The sequence below is a fragment of the Microbacterium sp. 70-16 genome (assembly GCF_001898315.1).
Taxonomy (GTDB): Bacteria; Actinomycetota; Actinomycetes; order Actinomycetales; family Microbacteriaceae; genus Microbacterium.
The window spans coordinates 88,978-108,667 of the sequence record NZ_MKTQ01000010.1; the positions used below are offsets into that span (position 1 = coordinate 88,978).

The 19,690-nt window shown below is 70.5% G+C and carries 17 protein-coding genes; 11 read left to right on the forward strand and 6 right to left on the reverse strand.

All coding sequences use genetic code 11. From position 1 onward, the window contains the following. Positions 1-6: 6 nt before the first annotated feature. Positions 7-966: a ketose-bisphosphate aldolase gene (locus BGO46_RS03295; RefSeq protein WP_292673389.1), complete on the forward strand. Its 960-nt coding sequence runs from the start codon at positions 7-9 to the stop codon at positions 964-966. Between the two features lie 14 nt (positions 967-980). Here BGO46_RS03295 and BGO46_RS03300 read toward each other — a convergent pair whose 3' ends face one another. Continuing rightward, positions 981-1,775: a DeoR/GlpR family DNA-binding transcription regulator gene (locus BGO46_RS03300; RefSeq protein ID WP_292673387.1), complete on the reverse strand. Its 795-nt coding sequence runs from the start codon at positions 1,773-1,775 to the stop codon at positions 981-983. An 80-nt stretch (positions 1,776-1,855) separates the two neighbouring features. Between BGO46_RS03300 and BGO46_RS03305 the strand changes: the two genes are divergently transcribed. The 4 genes from BGO46_RS03305 to rbsD all read left to right on the forward strand — a co-directional run bounded on the left by BGO46_RS03305 (position 1,856) and on the right by rbsD (position 6,484). Beyond that, entirely contained in the window at positions 1,856-2,830 is a 975-nt protein-coding gene (locus tag BGO46_RS03305) for a LacI family DNA-binding transcriptional regulator (protein WP_292673385.1), read from the forward strand. A gap of 110 nt (positions 2,831-2,940) precedes the next feature. Then, positions 2,941-4,449: an FGGY-family carbohydrate kinase gene (locus BGO46_RS03310; protein ID WP_292673383.1), complete on the forward strand. Its 1,509-nt coding sequence runs from the start codon at positions 2,941-2,943 to the stop codon at positions 4,447-4,449. After that, positions 4,446-6,077 carry a fucose isomerase gene (locus BGO46_RS03315; RefSeq protein ID WP_292673381.1) on the forward strand — a complete coding sequence of 544 codons (1,632 nt, stop codon included), beginning with the start codon at positions 4,446-4,448 and terminating at the stop codon, positions 6,075-6,077. Before BGO46_RS03310 ends, BGO46_RS03315 begins: the two co-directional genes overlap by 4 nt. Before the next feature lie 2 nt (positions 6,078-6,079). After that, positions 6,080-6,484 (forward strand): D-ribose pyranase, encoded by a 405-nt coding sequence (gene rbsD / locus BGO46_RS03320; protein ID WP_292673379.1) that lies wholly within the window; start codon positions 6,080-6,082, stop codon positions 6,482-6,484. Positions 6,485-6,539: 55 nt separating this feature from the next. Here rbsD and BGO46_RS03325 read toward each other — a convergent pair whose 3' ends face one another. From BGO46_RS03325 to BGO46_RS03335, 3 genes are all read right to left on the reverse strand, one after another. Further along, the gene (locus BGO46_RS03325; protein WP_292673377.1) at positions 6,540-7,898 is read right to left on the reverse strand and encodes a DUF2252 domain-containing protein; all 1,359 of its coding nucleotides are present in this window, start codon (positions 7,896-7,898) and stop codon (positions 6,540-6,542) included. 160 nt (positions 7,899-8,058) lie between these two features. Then, positions 8,059-8,283 (reverse strand): hypothetical protein, encoded by a 225-nt coding sequence (locus BGO46_RS03330; protein WP_292673375.1) that lies wholly within the window; start codon positions 8,281-8,283, stop codon positions 8,059-8,061. Then, the gene (locus tag BGO46_RS03335; protein ID WP_292673372.1) at positions 8,280-8,438 is read right to left on the reverse strand and encodes a hypothetical protein; all 159 of its coding nucleotides are present in this window, start codon (positions 8,436-8,438) and stop codon (positions 8,280-8,282) included. Before BGO46_RS03335 ends, BGO46_RS03330 begins: the two co-directional genes overlap by 4 nt. A 53-nt stretch (positions 8,439-8,491) precedes the next feature. Between BGO46_RS03335 and BGO46_RS03340 the strand changes: the two genes are divergently transcribed. Next, positions 8,492-9,574: an AI-2E family transporter gene (locus BGO46_RS03340; RefSeq protein WP_292673370.1), complete on the forward strand. Its 1,083-nt coding sequence runs from the start codon at positions 8,492-8,494 to the stop codon at positions 9,572-9,574. A 31-nt stretch (positions 9,575-9,605) separates the two neighbouring features. Here the strand turns inward: BGO46_RS03340 and BGO46_RS03345 are convergent, their stop codons facing one another. After that, positions 9,606-10,211: a hypothetical protein gene (locus BGO46_RS03345; RefSeq protein WP_292673368.1), complete on the reverse strand. Its 606-nt coding sequence runs from the start codon at positions 10,209-10,211 to the stop codon at positions 9,606-9,608. A 35-nt stretch (positions 10,212-10,246) separates the two neighbouring features. On the opposite strand from BGO46_RS03345, the gene BGO46_RS03350 reads away from it, so the two are divergent. From BGO46_RS03350 to BGO46_RS03370, 5 genes are all read left to right on the forward strand, one after another. Beyond that, positions 10,247-11,467: an endonuclease/exonuclease/phosphatase family protein gene (locus BGO46_RS03350; RefSeq protein ID WP_292673365.1), complete on the forward strand. Its 1,221-nt coding sequence runs from the start codon at positions 10,247-10,249 to the stop codon at positions 11,465-11,467. 656 nt (positions 11,468-12,123) lie between these two features. Continuing rightward, on the forward strand, positions 12,124-13,326 hold the full coding sequence (locus BGO46_RS03355; RefSeq protein ID WP_292673361.1) for a glycosyltransferase: 1,203 nt from the start codon (positions 12,124-12,126) through the stop codon (positions 13,324-13,326). Positions 13,327-13,333: 7 nt separating this feature from the next. Further along, the gene (locus tag BGO46_RS03360; RefSeq protein WP_292673358.1) at positions 13,334-14,449 is read left to right on the forward strand and encodes a glycosyltransferase; all 1,116 of its coding nucleotides are present in this window, start codon (positions 13,334-13,336) and stop codon (positions 14,447-14,449) included. Positions 14,450-14,884: 435 nt separating this feature from the next. Then, positions 14,885-15,853, forward strand: coding sequence for a helix-turn-helix domain-containing protein (locus BGO46_RS03365; protein WP_292673355.1), 969 nt, complete (start codon positions 14,885-14,887; stop codon positions 15,851-15,853). A 110-nt stretch (positions 15,854-15,963) separates the two neighbouring features. Further along, positions 15,964-18,213, forward strand: a complete 2,250-nt coding sequence (locus tag BGO46_RS03370; protein ID WP_292673352.1) for an AAA family ATPase — start codon at positions 15,964-15,966, stop codon at positions 18,211-18,213. Positions 18,214-18,285: 72 nt separating this feature from the next. Here BGO46_RS03370 and BGO46_RS03375 read toward each other — a convergent pair whose 3' ends face one another. Then, positions 18,286-19,644: an MFS transporter gene (locus BGO46_RS03375; protein WP_292673350.1), complete on the reverse strand. Its 1,359-nt coding sequence runs from the start codon at positions 19,642-19,644 to the stop codon at positions 18,286-18,288. Positions 19,645-19,690: the final 46 nt, after the last annotated feature.

A 19,690-nucleotide genomic window follows, 5' to 3' on the forward strand; every position in this document is an offset into this window, starting at 1 on the left:
GCGTCGATGACCCTGCACACATTGCGCGAGCTCCTGGAGCGGGCGGAGTCCGGCGGCTACGCCGTCGGCGCGTTCAACGTCTCCAGCCTCGATCAGGCCATCGCGGTGCTCGACGCCGCCGAGGCGGAGCGATCGCCCGTCATCGTCCAGTCGATCGCCGGCATGAGCGCCTACGACGACGAGGCCCGCTGGTGGGCGCGTCTGCGGCGCCTGATCGACGACTACCCGACCGTCCCGGTGGCGCTCCACCTCGACCACGGGCGTTCGTACGACGACTGCGCCCGCGCGATCGAGGCCGGGTTCTCGAGCGTCATGATCGACGCCAGTCGCGACCCGGCCACCGACGAGCCGTCGACCTTCGAGGCCAACGTCGCGCTCACCTCCCGCGTGGTCGCCCTCGCGCACCCCCGGGGGGTGAGCGTCGAGGGAGAGCTCGGCACGATCGGCGGAGCGGAGGCGGGTGTTTCCGGCACCACGGAGGAGATCGTGTTCGCCGATCCCGACCAGGCGGAGCAGTTCGTGGCCGCGACCGGCGTCGACGCGCTGGCGGTGGCGGTGGGAACCAGCCACGGCTCGGTCAAGTTCACGGATGCCGAGGGAGGGCAGCGCCTGCGCATCCCGCTCATCGCGCAGATCAAGGAGCGACTGCCGCAGACCTTCCTCGTGCTGCACGGCTCGTCGTCGGTGCCGTCCGAGGCGGTGGCCACCATCAACGCCCACGGGGGGAGGGTGCGTCCGTCGTACGGGATATCGCCGGAGCAGAAGGGCGATGCGATCTCGACCGGCATCCGCAAGATCAACCAGGGAACCGACTCGCACCTCGCGTGGACGGCGGCCCTGCGGGAGCTCCTGAGCACCCGCCCGGATCTCGTCGAACCCGGCGAGCAGCTCGGCGTGGCCCTCATCGCCTTCCGCGACATGGTCGCGCGCCGTATGCGCGAGTTCGGGTCTGCCGGCGCCGCCTGAGCGGGCCGCGGCCGTCAGGCGGTCTCGATCGCGAGGCCCGACTCGCGCAGCGGCTCGAGTTGGGCCTCGGGGGCCTCACTGCCGGTGATGAGCAGGTCGGCCCGCGAGAGCGGCGCGATGCGGATGACCTGGCTCTTGCCGATCTTCGAGCTGTCGGCGACGATCACCCGTCGCTCGGCCGCGTCGAGGAAGCGCCGCTTCATGGTGACGTCGGGGAGGCTGGAGTTCGTGAACCCGGCGGCGGAGACGCCGTTGCATCCGATGAAGCACAGGTCGCCGTGCACCGATCCGACGAACATGTCGCCCAGCGGGTCGACGAGGGAGCGCTGCTTGTGGCGCACGGTGCCGCCGGTGACCACGACCGTGAGGCTGCTCTCGGCGACGCCGAGTTCGAGTCCGATGGTCAGCGAGTTGGTGAACACGACGACGCCGCGAAGATCGTCGCGGGCCAGCAGCGCGCGGGCGATCGCGAGCGTGGTCGTGCCCGCATCGAGGAGCACCGCCATCTCGCTCTCGACGAGGGCCGCCGCCGCATTGCCGATGCGACGCTTCTCGGTGATGGCGCGCGTGAGGGCCAGCTCGTAGTCGGGAACCTGTGCCGTCGAGCGGATGCCGGCGATGGCTCCGCCGTGGACGCGCTGGATGACGTTGGCCTCCGCCAGATAGTCGAGGTCGGAGCGCACCGTGACCTCGGAGATGCTGAGCAGCCGGCTGAGCTCGGCCACGCGGGCGAATCCCTGCCGCTCGATGATCGAGACGACGTGCTCTCGGCGCACCGCAGCGGGGACGGAGGGGGACCACTCGGGCATGACGACAGCGTACTCGGCCGTTCGGCGGCGCGGCCGAGTTCGTGCAATCGATTCCATCCAAGTCGGTAGGGTGATCCACGATGGCTACCATCTACGACGTCGCAAAGGCCGCCGGGGTCTCCCCGGCGACGGTGTCGCGCGTCTTCAACGGCGTCGCCGTCTCGGCCGACAAGGTGGCGGCCGTGCGCGCGGCTGCGGAGCGACTCGCCTTCACGCCCAACCGGGCGGCGCGGTCGCTGCGCACCCTGCGCACCGAGGTCATCGCCCTCGTCATCCCCGACATCGAGAACCCGTACTTCACCGAGGTCGCGCGCGGCGTCGAGGACGTGGCGCAGGATGCCGGGTTCTCGGTCGTGCTGTGCAACTCGGATGCGCGACTCGACAAGGAGGCGACCTACCTGCAGATCGCGGTGTCGGATCGTATGGCGGGTGTGCTCATCGCGGGCGCGAGCGCCGACAGCGATGTGACGAGCGTGCTCGAGGCCGGCCACTCGGTCGTGGCGATCGACAGGCTTCTCGCAGCCGACGTCGACGCGGTCACGGTGGCCAACCGCGATGCGGGACATCTCGCGACGGAGGATCTCATCCGCGCGGGGTTCCGTCGCATCGCCTGCGTCACCGGGCCCGCCGAGGTCGAGACCGCGCGGGAGCGGGCGCGCGGCTGGCGCGAGGCGCTGCGGGACGCAGGGCTGGATGCGCCGGACGAGCTGCTGCTCCACTCGACCTTCCGCGTCGACGGCGGTCGCGAGGCGGCGGCTGGACTGTTGGCGCGCGCCGAGCCCCCCGACGCGATCGTGGCGGGGAACAATCTCCTGGGCGTCGGGGTGATGCAGCAGCTCGCCGAGTCGGGCAGGACGCCGTCGTCGTTCGGGGTCGCCGTCGTCGGGTCGCTGCCCTTCACGACGCTGGCGCCGTCGGCGGTGTCGGTGGTCCAGCTGCCGGCGCGGCACATGGGGGCGACCGCCGCGCGGATGCTGCTCGAGCGCATCGGCGGAGACACGCAGCCGCCGCGCACCGTCGTCCTGCGCGGCGAGCTTCAGCCTGCCGTGCGCTGAGACTCTCATCGACCCCACGGGGGCCGGCTTGTGCCGTGCGCGCACATTGTTCGTGAAATCGATTTCGTGTAGGGTGGACGAAGAGCGACCGATCGGTTCGAGGAGGAGCAATGACCACGCGCTGCACGCTCGCCGTCGACATAGGCACGTCCAGCAGCAAGGGTGTGCTGGTCGATCCGCACGGCGTCCTCCTGGCGACCGCGACCATCGCCCACGACGTCAGGCGTCCGAACCCCGGCTGGGTCGAGATGGACGGGCGTCTCTGGTGGGACGAGTTCGTCGACCTCTCCCGGCGGCTGCTCGCCGAAGCCGTCCGGCACGACCCGGTCGTCGTCGCCGTCGGTGTCAGCGGCATGGGTCCCTGCGTCCTTCTCGTCGACGAGGCAGGTGAGCCCGTGCGCCCCGCGATCCTCTACGGCGTCGACACGCGGGCGACCGAACAGGTCGAGCGGATGACGGCATCCCTGGGCGTGCGGGAGATCACGCGCGTCGCCGGATCGACCCTGACCTCCCAGGCCGCCGGTCCCAAGATCGTCTGGACCGCCGAGAACGAGCCCGAGGCGTACGCGCGGGCCCGGCGGCTGTTCATGCCGGCGTCCTGGCTCGCCTTCCAGCTCACCGGCGCCTATGTGCTCGACCACCAGTCGGCGAGCCAGTGCACCCCGCTGTATGACGTCGAGCGCGAGAGCTGGCACCTGCCGTGGTGGGACCGGTTCGCCGCAGGGCTCGAGCCCCCGGCGCTGCGGTGGGCGGGGGAGATCGCCGGGACGGTGACGGCCGGCGCCTCGGCGGCCACCGGCATCCCCGTGGGAACGCCCGTGATCGCCGGGACGATCGACGCGTGGACCGAGGCGGTGAGCGTCGGAGCCCACGGGCTGGGCGACCTCATGCTGATGTACGGCACGACCATGTTCCTCATCGCCACGGGTGCACAGACGCTGCGGACGCCGTCGATGTGGATGACCGTCGGGGCTTTCCCCGGAACGCGAAACCTCGCGGGCGGCCTCGCGACGTCGGGCGCCCTCACGGCCTGGCTCAAGGACCTCACGGCGTCGGACTATCCGAGCCTGCTCACCGAGGCAGAGTCCTCCGGTCCGGGCGCGCGCGGTCTGCTGATGTTGCCCTATCTGTCGGGAGAGCGCACCCCCATCCTCGATCCCGACGCGCGGGGGGTGCTCGCCGGCCTCACCCTCAGCCACACCCGGGGCGACCTCTATCGTGCGGCGCTGGAGGCGACCGCGTTCGGGGTCCGCCACAACGTCGAGACGATGCGCGCCGCCGGCGCTCAGATCGACCGGATCGTCGCGGTCGGCGGAGGCACGCAGGGCAGGCTCTGGCTTCAGATCGTCTCCGATGTGACCGGGCTCGTGCAGCAGGTGCCGTCGACGACCATCGGGGCCAGCTACGGCGCGGCGTTCCTGGCTGCGGGCGCCGTGTCCGAAGGGAGTCCGCCGCTCATCGAGGAGTGGAACCCCGTCGAGACGGTGATCGAGCCGGAGCCGTCGCGTTCGGCCCGCTACGACGAGCTCTACGACCTCTACCTGCGGCTCTACCCCGCCACCCGAGATATCGCCCACGCCCTGGCACGGAGCCAGCGCACCCCCGAGGAGACACCATGACATACACCCTTCCCGCCCCTGCCTCGCGGCCGGCCGCCGCGCCGAACACCGCGTACCTGATCGCCTCGGGCGACCTGCGCGAGTCGGCCAACGTCGCCGGCTGGCCCACCCAGGTCGAGCTCGAAGCCGGCGTCACGGCCGTGCTGGCCGGGCTCGGCTGGCAGGTCGTCCGCGCCAACGATGTCGATCCCGTCACCGGTCACGGCTTCATCTCGAGCCAGCGCATGGGCCTCGAGATCTTCAAGAGCATCCCCACCGATGCCCCGCTCATCGTCGCCGAGGCCGTCTGGCAGTACTCGCACCACGTGCTGGCGGGGCTTCGCACCCATCAGGGTCCCATCCTCACGGTCGCGAACTTCGCCGGCGACTGGCCGGGCCTCGTGGGACTGCTGGGCCTGAACGCCGGACTCACGAAGATGGGCAAGGACTACGCCACGATCTGGTCGGTCGACTTCAGCGACGACTGGTTCCGTGACGGCATCCGCGAGTGGACCGAGAGCGGACGCATCACCCACGACGCCTCGCACGTGCGGCCGCTGCCGGTGCTGCCCGACAGTCCCGAGGTGGAGCTCGGCCGGGCACTGGGCGACCAGCTGCTGGCCGACAAGGCCATCATCGGGGTCTTCGACGAGGGCTGCATGGGCATGTACAACGCGATCTTCGACGACGAGCTGCTCAACCGCACCGGCATCTATAAGGAGCGGCTGTCGCAGTCCGCCCTCTACGCCGAGATGCTCAACGTCACCGACGCCGAGGCCGACGCGGCCTACGACTGGCTGACAGGCCGCGGCATGCGCTTCCTCTACGGCGACGACGCGACCACCGAGCTGACGCGCGAACAGGTGCAGTGGCAGCTGAAGATGTACATCGCGGCGCTGCGCATCGCCGACGACTTCGGGTTGGATGCCGTCGGCATTCAGTACCAGCAGGGACTCAAGGACCTGGTGCCGGCCTCCGACCTGGCCGAGGGCATCCTGAACTCCACCGAGCGTCCGCCCGTGCTCTCGCGGGACGGTTCGCGGGAGCTGCACGCGGGCCGTGCCTTCCCGCACTTCAACGAGGCCGACGAGGGGGTCGCCGTCGACGCGCTCGTGACCGACCGGGTGTGGACGGCGATGGGACTCGTGCCCGACAACACGCTGCACGACGTGCGCTGGGGCGAGCAGTTCGGTGACGACTTCGTCTGGGTGTACGAGATCTCCGGCTCGGTTCCCGCGTCCCACCTGGGCGGCTGGGACAAGGCAGAGGGATGGCGGCAGGGCCACGTGTTCTTCCCCGCCGGCGGCGCGACGATCAACGGCGTCAGCAAGCCCGGCGAGATCGTGCTGTCGCGCGTGTTCATCGCCGACGGCATCCTGCAGGCCGACATCTTCCGCGCGACGATCGTGGAGCTGCCCGCCGAGGAGACGCAGCGTCGCAAGGACGCCACCAACCCCGAATGGCCGATCGCCCACGTGGTGCTGCACGGGGTGAGCCGCGACCAGTTCATGGCCCGCCACAAGGCCAACCACGCGCAGCTCGTCTACGCGCCCGACGCCGACACCGCCGACCGCGCGCTCGTCGCCAAGGCGGCGATGTTCGACCGCATCGGCATCCGGGTCAACCTCGTCGGCGACGTCGCCCTCTGACGATGCGCTCCTCAGCCACCACCCTGCATCCCGGGCTGTCACGGGTCATCAGCGAGACCGGCCACACCGACGTGATCGTCGTCAGCGATGCCGGACTGCCCATCCCGGTCGGAAGCGAGCGCATCGACCTCGCCTTCCGGCCGGGCATGCCCTCTTTCATCGACGTGCTCGACACGGTGCTGGGCGAGCTCGCGGTCGAGGGGGCGACGGCCACGAGCGAGATGGCCGAGCAGAACCCGGAGGTGTTCGCGCTGCTGTCGTCGCGCCTCGCCGCGATCGGCGTCGAGCTGGAGCTCGTGCCGCACGTGACGTTCAAGGAGCGGATGCGACCCGCCCGGGCGTTCGTCCGCTCGGGGGAGTTCAGCCCGTACGCGAACGTCATCCTGCACGCCGGCGTGCCCTACTGATGCTCCCTGTCGTCGCCGCGGCGCAGGAGGACTCCCGACCGCAGGACCCTCCGGGTCAGGCCCCACCGGAGGGGGCGGCGATGAAGGCGTCGTAGTCGGCCCGCGAGAGCGTCGCGTAGGCGTAGGCCCACTCCAGGAGGGCCTCGGCGACCGCCGCACCCCGGCCGATGTAGCCGGTGATCGCGGCCGCGTTGGGCGACTGGCTGTGAGCGCGCGCCAGCGTCGTCGCGCACGCCTGGGCGTACAGGCCGAAGGGTCCGTCTTCGAGCGACTCGACGTCGAAGCCGCCCTTCATGTCGCGGAACTGGCGCACGTAGTAGTCGCCGGTCTCGCCGCGGAACGACCCCAGGAACGGATCCGAGACCCCCTGCAGGATGCGCTGCAGCGCCACGACGCGCGCGCCCTCGCCACGGGGCGCGACGAGGGCCGTGACCCCCGGAGGCTGCCGGCATCCGCCGTGCTCGACCAGCACCGACCGCCCGGCCTGCTTGGTCTGCAGCAGCAGCGCGTGTCCGTCGCCGTCCTGCAGCACGGTCACATAGCACCGCGTGCCGACGCTGCCCACGCCTACGGCGCGCAGCACCGTGTCGGACACGACATAGTGCTCCAGCAGCAGGCGGATGTCGACCTGAGCGGTCTGCCGGTAGTCGGACACCGCCCGCTCGACGCGCGCCGCGGTGGCCGCATCGAGGTGCGCCATGGCCGGTGGCTGCTCGACGAAGCGGAGCCGACCGTCGTCACCCCGTTCGGTGAGCTTGCGCGCCGCGCGCTCGCCGGTGCGCCGCTCGGCCTGGCGGATCGCCTCGCGTACGACCCTCCGCCCCGCCTTGTCGCGCATCGCGAGGCTGCCGGCGGCGTCGAAGTGCTCGAAGTAGCGGCTCACGGGACTGCGCTGCACGTACGACGCCACCGACCTCGCGTACGTGCGCACCGCCTCCAGCACGGCGTCGCGCACGACGGCTTCGTCGCGCCCGGTCTCCTGCCCGGCGATCACGACGCTCGTGACGAGCCGCTTGAGATCCCACTCCCACGGCGCCCACGCCGCCTCGTCGAAGTCGTTGAGGTCGAACACGAGGGTGCGCTGCGGCGAGGCGTACAGGCCGAAGTTCGCGACGTGGGCGTCGCCGCACGATGCGACGTGGATGCCGGTGTCGGCGGTGCGGGCGAGGTCGGCGGCCATGAGCGCGGCGGTGCCGCGATAGAAGGCGAAGGGACTCGCCGACATCCGCTCGCGCCGCAGCGGCACCAGCTCCGGCACCCGCGTCGCGTTCTGGGCGTCGAGGATTCCCAGCGGATCGCGGCCGGCGGTCTCCAGTCGCGACAGCTCTCGGCGTGCAGTGGTGCGGCGCGCAGCCCTGCCCGCCGCGGCCTGGTCGGCGCGCGAGGACGGCGTGCGCCAGGGGTCTGCGGTCATGCGCCCATCATGGCAGCGGCGGCCCCGCCCGCAGGGGTGGGGGCGCCGGCCGTGCCGGAAGCAGGCTGAACCGCACGATCCGGGCCGTCGCGAGCCGCGAGAGCCCGATCGAGCCTGCTTTCGGCACGCGCTCCGGCCGCCACCCGCTCAGATCGCCCGCTCAGATGGCGTCGGGCGGCACGAGGGGCGGCTCTCCCGGCGTGCTGCTGACGGTGCCGTGCCAGTCGGCCCCCTCGATCGCGACCGACACGGCCCGCACCACCGCGGCCGTCACCGTCACGCCGTCCAGCGGCGGATGCCAGTACTGCAGCCGCATCGTGATGCGGTCAGGCCCGATCGTGATCGGGAGGGCACGCGGCGGGGGCGTGCCGAGCACGCCGCTCACGCCCACCGCGGCTTCCGCCATCCGCGACAGCAGCGTGTCGACGGCGAGTCCGCCGCGGAGAAGTGCGCGACGACCCAGCCGGCGACGACCGACAGCGCGGCGAACAGGATGTCCCAGGCGCTGGCGCCGATGACCAGGAACTGGCTGAAGTCCATCCGTCTCTCCTCCGACGCTGAGGCGAGGCTAGCGCGGGCGATAGCCTGACGTCGTGCGCCGAGACCGATCCCACCCGCCGCAGGCGATGCCGCCGGCGCCGGCCCTCTCCCCGACCCTGCGGATCCTCCTGGGGCTCGCCGCCTTGGTCGTCGTGCTGGCGGGATTGTCGTTCGCGCGGGAGATCGTCGGGCCGGTGGCCCTGGCCGCGGTCATCGTCATCATCTGCCACCCCGTGCGCCATCCCCTCGAGCGTCGCCGCTGGCCGGGCTGGGCCGCCACGACGGCCGTGATCGCTGTCGCGTACGTCGTGCTGGCAGGTCTGGCCCTGCTGCTGTACTACGCCGGCGTCGAGTTCGTGCGGCTGGTGCGCGACTCCGCCGACGAGCTGGCCACGACCGCGCAGGGGCTCGTCGCCTGGCTGCAGGGGCTCGGTCTCGAGGAGGAGGCCACGGATGCCGCGGCGTCGGTGCTGGACCCCTCGGCCCTGCTCGACCACGCCGCCTCGCTGGGCGGGGCTGTCCTCGGCATCCTGACCGCCTTCTTCTTCGTGCTCGCCTACGTCATCTTCATGGCCGCCGACGGAGCCCGCTACGCCCGGGCCGAGCGCACGTTCGGTGCGGTCGTGCGTCCGACCGTCGGCCGGTTCCTGGCGTTCAATCGCGGCGTGCGCCGGTACTACGTCGTCAACGCGTCGTTCGGGGCGGTCGTCGCCGTCGTCGACGGCCTCGCGCTGTGGGCGCTGCAGGTGCCGGCGCCGATCGTGTGGGCGATCCTCGCGTTCGTGACCAACTTCATCCCGAACATCGGCTTCGTCGTCGGCCTGGTCCCGCCGGCGCTGCTGGCGCTCGTGGTGGGCGGCTGGCCGCTCATGCTCGCGGTGATCGCGATCTACTGCGTCGTGAACGTGACGCTGCAGGTGATGATCCAGCCGAAGTTCGTCAGCGACGCCGTCGATCTGAGCCTGACCCTGAGCTTCTTCTCGGTCATCTTCTGGACCTTCGTCATCGGGCCGCTCGGGGCGATCCTGTCGATCCCGCTCACCCTGCTCGTGCGGGCCCTCGTGCTCGAGGGTGACCCGCAGTCGTGGTGGCTGCGCTGGCTGTCGGGCGACTCGACGGCTCGCCCGCCGCGCTAGATGCGCACGCGCACGGCGTCGCGGCGGGCGATCAGCGCGGTTCGATGCGGAGCACGTCGGGCGAGTCGCCCAGGGGCAGGTCCTCGATCAGCCGCAGCGAGCGGGCGAGGTCGTCGACGGCCCCGATGACGGTGCCGAAACGCTCGCGGTCGGAGCACACCGCCGTCACCGAGACGATGTGGGTGCCCGTGTCCCATGTCCAGGTCGCGAACGGCGGCGAGCCCGGGTCGGTCGGCAGCGGCATGACGAGCCGTTCGCCGACCCCCAGGTAGGTGCCCCGGAACGGCTCGGTGTCGTCGTACTCCATCGGCATCATCGCGCGCGCGGTGCGCAGCTGCGGGGTCGCCTGCTGCACCTGCGCCATGACCACCAGAAGCTCGGGGTCTTCCTTCCACACCCACACCAGCACGCGCCCGGCGGCCTTTCGCATGAGCCAGGGCGCGGCCTGGCTCACCGCCCAGGCGGTGACACCGCCGCCGGGTCGTGTGCCCGGAGCCGCCGCCCCGCCGAGCGCCGAGCCCGCCTGCGTGAGCAGCATCCGGATGGCCTTCTTGCGGGCCCGCCGCCCGCCGAAGCCGAACGACTCGGTGACCGGCACCCACCGGGTGCGGTCTGCCTCGGCCTGCAGTCGTGCCATTTCTCCAGCGTACGTTCCATTGCTATCATCCCTCCATGCGCCTCCTCTCCCCCCGGGGGGCCGTTGCCGTGCTTCTGGCCGCCGCCCTGCTCACCGTGACTCCCGTCGACACCTCGACGGCGGCGCCCGCGCGCCCTGCCCAGGTCGGCCTGGTGAGCTTCGTCTCGGCATCGCTCACGTCGACCGGTGCCACGCTGACGGTCGACTGGGCCGATATCGCGGGTGCGACGAAGTACGAGGTCTTCACGTCCACCTCGTACGACGGGATGCCCACGATGACGAAGCCGACGATGACGGTGACCGGCTCGAAGGCGACTCTCAGCGGTCTGGCGAAGGGGCGCGACTACTACGTGCAGGTGCGAGCCGTGTCTGCTGCCGGCGCCGGGCCGCGCTCGGCCAGGGTCGGGCACGGAACGATGCTCGCCGAGGCGACCGCCCCGGTCGGCGCCGTCAGCTATCAGGCGCTCAGCTGGAACGTCTGCTCGAACGTCTGCGCCTCGATCGCCACCCGCACCAAGACGATCAACGCCCGGATCGTCGAGCTCGCCCCCGATCTGGTCGGTCTGCAGGAGGCGTCGCGCTACACGACCGCTCCCACGGGTTACGGCTTCGTGGTCAACGGTCAGAACGACATCCTCGTGCGTTCGGGTCAGTTCACGCTCGTGAAGAAGAACGCGAGCGGTGCGACCAGCGGGAGCGCGACTTTCGCGCGGTCGAAGGCCGCTCCGGGCAAGGGGCTCGCCTGGGCGGCTCTCAAGCACCGCTCGGGAGCATATGTGCTCGTCGTGGATGCCCACTTGGTCGTCGGGACGTCGGCGGCGCAGGTCGCGCAACGCGAGTATGAGGCGGGACGGCTCGCGGCGTACGTGACCTCGACGCTGGCAAAGCTGAAGAAGTCGCACGGCACGCTCACCGACTGGACGAAGGCACCCGTCATCCTGCTCGGCGACTTCAACACCAACAAGTCCCACACGAACGACGACACGATGGCCGTGCTCGAGAAAGCCGGATGGTATGACGCCTACGATCAGGCGCGGGCTCTGAGTCGACAGCATCAGAACAGCGCCAACCCGTCGCGCCTGCTGACCCCGGTCATCGGCGTGAAGTGGGGGGACCACGTCGACAAGGTGCTCGTGCGCCCGTCGCGAGCGATCGTCTACAGCTGGCAGAACGCCGGCAAGATGGCGAGCGGAAAGTACGTGGCACCGCTGGGATCCGATCACCACCCGGTGCTCGTGAAGCTCCTGGTGCGCTAGTCGTCGTACCGGGCAGCCTCGCCGTCGCCGGCGGTCGGCCAGGGTTCGTGCCAATCGCAGGCTGAACCGACGCCAGCAGGTGGCCGGTGAGGCGGGGGTGTCGTTCGTGTGGGATGCGGCGGGCAACCGGACGGGTCGGGTGCAGGGGTCGGCGGTGTCGTCGTTTGTGTGGGATGCGGAGGGGGAGCTGGTCTCGTCGACGGTGTCGGGGTCGACGGTGTCGAGTGTGTTCGACGCGGGTGGTGACCGGTTGGTGCGGTTTGAGGGGTCGTCGAAGGTGACGGTGTTCCTGCCGGGTGGGATGGAGGTGTCTTCGACATCTGTGTCGGCGCTGCAGGCGACGAGGTGGTATTCGTTCGCGGGGCGGACGGTCGCCTACCGCACGGGTAACGGGCTGTCGGGGGTGACCAGTGTGGTGGTCGATCATCACGGGAGTGTGGTCGCGTCGGTGCATGACACTGATTGGGGTGCGCCGGTTCGGCGGGTGTGGTCTGACTCGGCCCAGGCGCGTGGGAGCGGGGTACGGGCCGGTTGTCGCCTCACCTGTCAGGGTTGCCGAAGGCCACCCGTGTTCCCCGGGACCCCTCGGGTAGACTCTCACCGGCGCGCACGCGACCGCGTCCCGCCGCCCGCCGCACAGATTGGCCCCGCACCACGTGACCGAATCCGCGACGCCCGCCGACGACTCGCCCCGTCGCCCGCTGACGATCGTCATGGCCGCTGACACCTTCGCTCCCGACGTGAACGGCGCCGCTCGTTTTGCCGAGCGGCTCTCGGCCGGACTCGCCGCCCGCGGCCACGACGTCCACGTCGTCACGCCGAGCGTCGGACATCGCAACCACGGCGTGTTCACCGAGCACATCGAGGGGCAGGACCTCACGGTCCACCGCCTCCCGGGGGTGCGCTGGCCTCCGCACGACTGGCTCCGGTTCGTGTGGCCCTGGCGCAGCAAGCACTACGCGCGCCGCGTGCTCGACGAGGTGAAGCCCGACGTGGTGCACAGCCAGTCGCATATCGTCATCGGGCGCGGACTCACCCGCATCGCACACCAGCGCGGCATCCCGGTCGTGGCGACCAACCACGTCATGGCCGAGAACATCATCGACTTCACGACCCTGCCGCCCCTGCTCGACAAGGTCGCGATCAAGCTGGCCTGGGACGACGCCAAGCGCACGTTCGACATGTCGCGCGCGGTCACGACGCCCACGCGCAAGGCGGCGGAGTTCCTCGAGCGCACGATCGACATCGACGGCGTCATCCCGATCAGCTGCGGCATCGACAAGCGCAACTACACGCCCGATCTCACGCCGCGCTCGCACCACCGCGTGCTGTTCGTCGGTCGGCTGACGACCGAGAAGCACGTCGAGGCGACCCTCGAGGCGGTGGCCAGGCTCGTGCCCGAGCTGCCCGAGATCACCTTCGACATCGTCGGCGGCGGCGACCAGCGCCGCAACCTCGAGCAGACGGTGCAGCGGCTCGGGCTCACAGACCGCGTGACGTTCCATGGCCGGGTCGACGAAGAGCAGCTGCGCGCCGCTTACACGCGCGCCGACGTGTTCGCGATCGCCTCGATCGCCGAGCTGCAGTCGATCGCGACGATGGAGGCCATGGCATCCGGGCTGCCGGTCGTCGGCGCGAACGCCGTGGCGCTGCCGCACCTCGTGCACGACGGCGAGAACGGCTACCTGTTCGAGCCGGGCGACGTCGACGACCTCGCCGACAAGCTGCGCCGCGTGCTCACGGCATCGCCCCAGGAGTACCTGCGGATGCAGCAGGCCTCGCTCGATGGCGTCGACATCCACGACATCGAGAAGACCCTCGACACCTTCGAGAAGCTGTACCGCGGCGAGCCCCTGTGACGGCGCGATGACCCGCCTGTTCTTCGACGCCCGTTATATCCGTACCGACTTCCACGACGGCATCAGCCGGTACTCTGCCGAGCTCGCCGCCGCGGTGTCGGCGCTCGCTCCGGCGCGCGGGGTCGAGGTCGCGTTCCTGGTCTTCGACGACCGGCAGCGGGCGTTCCTCCCCGCGGACGCCGCGACGCTCACGATCGGCGCGCCCACCGCCGTCGGTGAGCCGCTGCGGGCGCGGGAGCTGAACCGGCATCGCCCGGATGTCGTGTTCTCGCCGATGCAGACGATCGGCACGTTCGGGCGCCGCTACCGGCAGATCCTGACGTTGCACGACACGATCTACTACCGCCACCGCACGCCGCCGCGCGATCTGCCGTGGTTCGTGCGGCTCGGCTGGCGGCTGTTCCACCTCTCGTACCTGCCGCAGCGGCTCACGCTGAACGCCGCCGACGTCGTGGCCACCGTCAGCGACACCTCGGCGGCCGAGTTCGCACGCGTTCGGCTGACGAAGAGGCCCGTCGTCGTGATCCCCAACGCGCCCCAGCGACTGGCCGAGCTGCTGCCGGCGGATGCCATGGTCGTGCCCGGGGCGCAGAACCTCGTATACATGGGGTCGTTCATGCCCTACAAGAACGTCGAGACTCTGCTGCGCGCCATGCGCGACCTGCCGGGGCGCACGCTCCACCTGCTCTCGCGCATCTCCCCGTCCCGCCGCGCCGAGCTCGAGGCCCTGCTGGCCGAGGCGCCGCTGCCGGAGGGAGCCTCGGTCGTGTTCCACGGCGGCGTGACCGACCCCGAGTACGCGGCGCTGCTGGCAGACCGTGCGGTGTTGGTGACGGCATCCCTCGACGAGGGGTATGGCCTGCCGGTCGCGGAGGCCCTGGCGCTGGGGGCGCCGGCGGTCGTGACCGACATGCCGATCTTCCGCGAGGTGGCGGGCGGCGGTGCGCTGTATGCCGCTGGCACGGATGCCGCGGCGTTCGCCGCCGCCGTGCGCTCGCTCGACGATCCGGATCGGCTGGCGGGCGTGGTGGCCGCCGGCCGGGAGCACATCGCCCGGTTCGACTGGTCGCGCTCGGCCGGCATCCTGCTCGACGCGGTCGAGTCGCTGGCGCGTCGCTCCTGACGCGTTCGGTGCGTTCGTCCCTGGTGCGGCTCGGGGTGGTCGCGCTCCGCCGTCGCGATGTGTCGCGGGCGGGTGCTGTGCCGCGCGCGTTGCGCCGGGCGAACGACGGGCAGCGACGTTCGCCCGCCGCGAAGTGCGAGCGCGCGGTACGACACCCGCGCGTTGCGCCGGGCGAACGTCGCGGGATCACCGGATGCCGGGCCAGCGGCTTGCTGGCCGGGTGCCGTGGCGGTGACCGGGCGACAGGTCAGGGGAGGCGGGTCGGGTCGGTGGGGAGCTGGCGGTAGCCGTCGGTCGGCAGGGCGCGGAGCGTCCCGACGATGCCGGCGACCGCCAGGGCCACGAGAGTGATGAAGAGGAACATGGCAGAAACGCTACGCAGCATGTGATCCAGCCACTAGTGGCAGAACTGCGCATAGGGGTAGGATTTCTGCCATGCAGACCGTCGCGTGCCTCGTCCAGCCCGGATTCGCCCCGTTCGAGTTCGGGCTCGCCTGCGAAGCGTTCGGCCTCGACCGCTCCGACGACGGCATCCCGAACTTCGAGTTCCGCATCGTGACGCCCGATCCGGGCGCCGTGCCGAGCAACCTGGGCTTCACGATCAACGTGGATGCCGACCTGACCTTCGCCGATGAGGCCGACCTCGTCGTGGTCGCTCCGATCCCACGCGAGTCCTGGCCGCACGTCGACGAGCGGGTGCTCGAGGTCATCCGCCGCGCCGTCGCGCGCGGTGCGTGGGTGCTGACGGTGTGCAGCGGCTCGTTCGTCGCCGCCGCCGCGGGCGTGCTCGACGGGCGCCGCGCCACGACCCACTGGCGCTACGCCGACACGATGACGGCGATGTATCCCGGCATCGCTGTCGATCCCAACGTGCTCTACGTGCAGGACGGCCGCATCATCACGAGCGCCGGCACCGCCGCGGGCATCGATGCCTGTCTGCACCTGCTGCGCATCGAGCTCGGGGCAGAGCTCGCCAACAAGATCGCTCGGCGCATGGTCGTGCCTCCGCAGCGCGACGGCGGCCAGGCGCAGTTCATCGACAAGCCGCTGCCCGTGACCACCTCCCTGTCGCTCGCGCCGGTCACCGACTGGATGCTCGAGAACCTGCGGCTCGACCTCTCGGTCGACCAGCTGGCCGCGCGCGCCCACATGTCGCCGCGCACGTTCGCCCGCCGTTTCAAGGCCGACTTCGGCACGACGCCCGCCGCGTGGCTGGGCCGGCAGCGCATCATCCACGCGCAGCGGCTGCTGGAGCAGACCGATCTCGGGCTGGATGCCATCTCCTACGAGTGCGGGTTCGGCTCGGCCGCGGTGCTGCGCCAGAACTTCGCCCGCGCGCTCGGCACCACCCCCACGGCCTACCGCGCCCGCTTCGCCTGCCCCGCCGACGCCCTGGCATCCTGATCGGTTGCGTTTCGTCTGGGTCGCTGCGCTCTGTCGCCCAGCGATCGACTGCGTGGTAAAGTTGAGCCATACGGACTCAACTTTGAGATCCGCGGACTTCAGGAGACACGATGAACGCACAACCCGCACCCGGGCAGGAGGACCAGCAGAGCGCCCTCGAACAGTTCGGGATCAACCTCACCGACCGCGCCCGGCAGGGAAAGCTCGACCCGGTCATCGGGCGTGACAGCGAAATCCGGCGGGTCAGCCAGGTGCTCACCCGCCGCACGAAGAACAACCCCGTCCTCATCGGCGAGCCCGGCGTCGGCAAGACCGCCGTCGTCGAAGGACTCGCCCAGCGCATCGTCGCGGGCGACGTCGCCGAGTCTCTCAAGGACAAGGAGCTCGTCTCGCTCGACATCTCCGCGCTCGTCGCCGGTGCGATGTACCGCGGCCAGTTCGAAGAGCGCCTGAAGAGCGTCCTCAAGGAGATCACTGAGTCGGACGGGCAGATCATCACCTTCATCGACGAACTCCACGTGCTGATGGGCGCGGGCGGTGGTGAAGGGTCGGTCGCGGCATCCAACATGCTCAAGCCGATGCTCGCGCGCGGTGAGCTGCGCCTCATCGGCGCGACGACGCTCGACGAGTACCGCGAGTTCATCGAGAAGGATGCCGCGCTCGAGCGCCGCTTCCAGCAGGTGTACGTCGGTGAGCCGAGCGTCGAGGACACGATCGCGATCCTGCGCGGACTCAAGGAGCGGTACGAGGCGCACCACAAGGTCGCGATCGCCGACGGCGCGCTCGTGGCCGCGGCATCCCTCTCGCACCGGTACATCCCGTCGCGGCAACTGCCCGACAAGGCCATCGACCTGATCGATGAGGCCGCGTCGCGACTGCGCATGGAGATCGATTCCGCGCCGCTCGAGATCGACGAGCTGCGACGCCACGTCGACCGGTTGAAGCTCGAAGAGCTGGCACTGAAGCGCGAGAAGGATGCCGCGTCGAAGGAACGCCTCGCGACGCTGCGCGAGACGCTGAAAGCGGAGCAGGCTCGGCTCGATGAGCTGCAGGCGCGGTGGGAGCGCGAGCGCGCGTCGCTCAACGCCGTCGGCGACCTCAAGACGCGGCTCGACCAGGCACGCGTTGAAGCGGAACGGGCGCAGCGCGAAGGCAACCTCGAGAAGGCATCCCGCCTCTACTACGCCGAGATCCCGGCGCTCGAGCGGCAGGTAGCACAGGCCGAGAACGCCGAAGCCGCCGAGGGTGACCGTATGGTGGGCGACCAGGTGACCGAAGAGGATATCGCGGCGGTCATCGCGGCATGGACGGGGATCCCCGTGGGACGGCTCCTGCAGGGCGAGAGCGAGAAGCTCGTGCACCTCGAGGCCGAGCTCGGCAAGCGCTTGATCGGTCAGAAGGATGCCGTGAAGGCCGTGTCCGATGCGGTGCGGCGCTCGCGCGCGGGCATCAGCGACCCGAACCGGCCGACCGGTTCGTTCCTCTTCCTCGGCCCGACCGGCGTCGGCAAGACCGAGCTCGCCAAGGCGCTCGCCGATTTCCTCTTCGACGACGAGCGCGCGATGGTGCGCATCGACATGAGTGAGTACGGCGAGAAGCATTCCGTCGCCCGGCTCGTCGGGGCCCCTCCCGGGTACATCGGGTACGAGCAGGGTGGTCAGCTGACCGAGGCCGTGCGCCGGCGCCCGTACTCGGTCGTGCTTCTTGACGAGGTCGAGAAGGCGCACCCAGAAGTGTTCGACATCCTCTTGCAGGTGCTCGACGATGGCCGCCTCACCGACGGCCAGGGCCGCACGGTCGACTTCACGAACACGATCCTGATCTTGACCTCGAACCTCGGCTCGCCGATCCTGATCGACCCGATCCTGTCGCCCGAGCAGAAGCGCGAGCAGGTCATGGCGCTCGTCCGCCAGGCGTTCCGGCCCGAGTTCCTCAACCGGCTCGACGACGTCGTGATGTTCTCCGCGCTCAGCGAAGACGACCTCGCGCAGATCGTCGAGCTCTCGGTCGACGCGCTGCAGCGGCGCCTCCGCGATCGCCGGCTCACCCTCGCCGTCACGCCGGATGCCCGGGCCTGGCTCGCCGAGCGCGGGTACGACCCGATCTTCGGGGCGCGGCCGCTGCGCCGGCTCATCCAGAGCGAAATCCAGGACCGGCTCGCGATGGCGCTGCTGGCGGGCGGTGTGCGCGACGGCGACCTCGTGAAGGTCGACGTCGCCGCCGACGGGTCGGGGCTCGTGCTCACGAGCGCAGGCGCCGCCCCGGGCACGGCAGGCACGGATTCGGGCGTGGGCTCGGCCTCGGGGTCGGGCGGTTCCGACACCGAAGACGTCATCGAAGCCGAACTGCTCGACGACTGATCCGCCGCCAGGTCGCATAACTAATCGGTGTCTGGAGGCCGATTCGGGCCACCAGGACTGGTTCTGCCTGAGTTATGCGCCGGGTGGCGAGGGTGGCGCGGGTGCTTCGGCCGCCGGCTCTCCGGCGGGCGGCCCTTTTGTCGCCGGCTCTCCGCCTGCCGCCTCGGCGGCGGGCAGTTCGCGCAGGCGCCAGAACGGGCCGAGCGCGACGGGCAGAGCCGACACCAGGCCGCCGAGCGAGCCGATCCACAGGGCCGGCACCGTGCCGAGCGCGGTGCCGAGCCATCCCGCGGCCAGGGCCGACAGCGGCATCACGCCCCACACGCAGAACCGGATCGAGGCGTTCATGCGCCCGAGCAGCCGCGACGGGGTGATCCGCTGGCGGAAGGTCACCTGCGTGATGTTGTAGACCAGCACACCGAAACTCATCGCGAACGCCTGCACGACCAGCATGGCGAACGCCGCTGGCTGGGGCAGCACGGCCGCGAGCGGCAGCGGCACCATCGCGATCGAGAACGCCAGCGCGCTGATCGGGATCGTGCGCGCCTCGCCGATGCGCGCGACGATGCGCGGCGTCGCCATCGCTCCGAGCAGCCCGCCGACGGCGCCGAGCGAGAACAGCAGGCCCATCACGGCGGGAGTGAACCCGAGGATGCGCAGGTAGAAGATCGGCATGAGCGTGAACACGAGCGTCGAGCACAGGTTCGAGATCGCGGTCGTCGCGACGATGCGGCGCAGCAGTGCATTGCCGAACACCCACTGCAGGCCCTCGCCGATCTCGCGGTGCAGCGGCGCGTGGTCTTCGGGCGCGCGCAGCTGCTCGTGATCGCGGGTGAGGAGCAGCGCCACCATCGAGATGACGTACGTGCACGCCGTGACGACGATCGCCAGCGGCGCCGTCACGAGCGAGACGAGCCCGCCGCCGACGGCGGGGCCGGCCAGGCCCGCGATCTGGTTGGTCGACTCGAGCTTGCCGTTCGCCTCGGCGATCTGATCGGTGCGCACGAGCGACGGCACGATGCTCTGGTACGAGACGTCGAAGAACACGGTCGCGACGCCGACGACGAGCGCGACGAGGTAGAGATGCCACATCTCCAGGTGGCCGAACAGGTGCAGAAGGGGGATCGTGGCGAGGGCGAGCGCGCGCACGGCATCCGCCCAGATCATGACGTGCCGCTTGCGCATGCGGTCGATCCAGGCTCCGGCCGGCAGACCCACGACGAGGAACGCCGCCATCGCCGCCGCGTTCAGATAGCCGACCTGCGCTTCGGTCGCGTGCAGAAGCAGCACGGCGAGGGTCGGCAGCGCGAGCTCGAACACCTGGGCGCCGAAGTGGCTGAACGCCTGCCCGGTCCACAGCGTGAGGAAGTTGCCGTCGCGCCACAGCGAGCGCTGCACCGGGGCATCCGTCACGTCGACTGATTGAGACACACAATCAGTATGACAAATAGATTGAGAATGTCAATCAGTCGGCTAG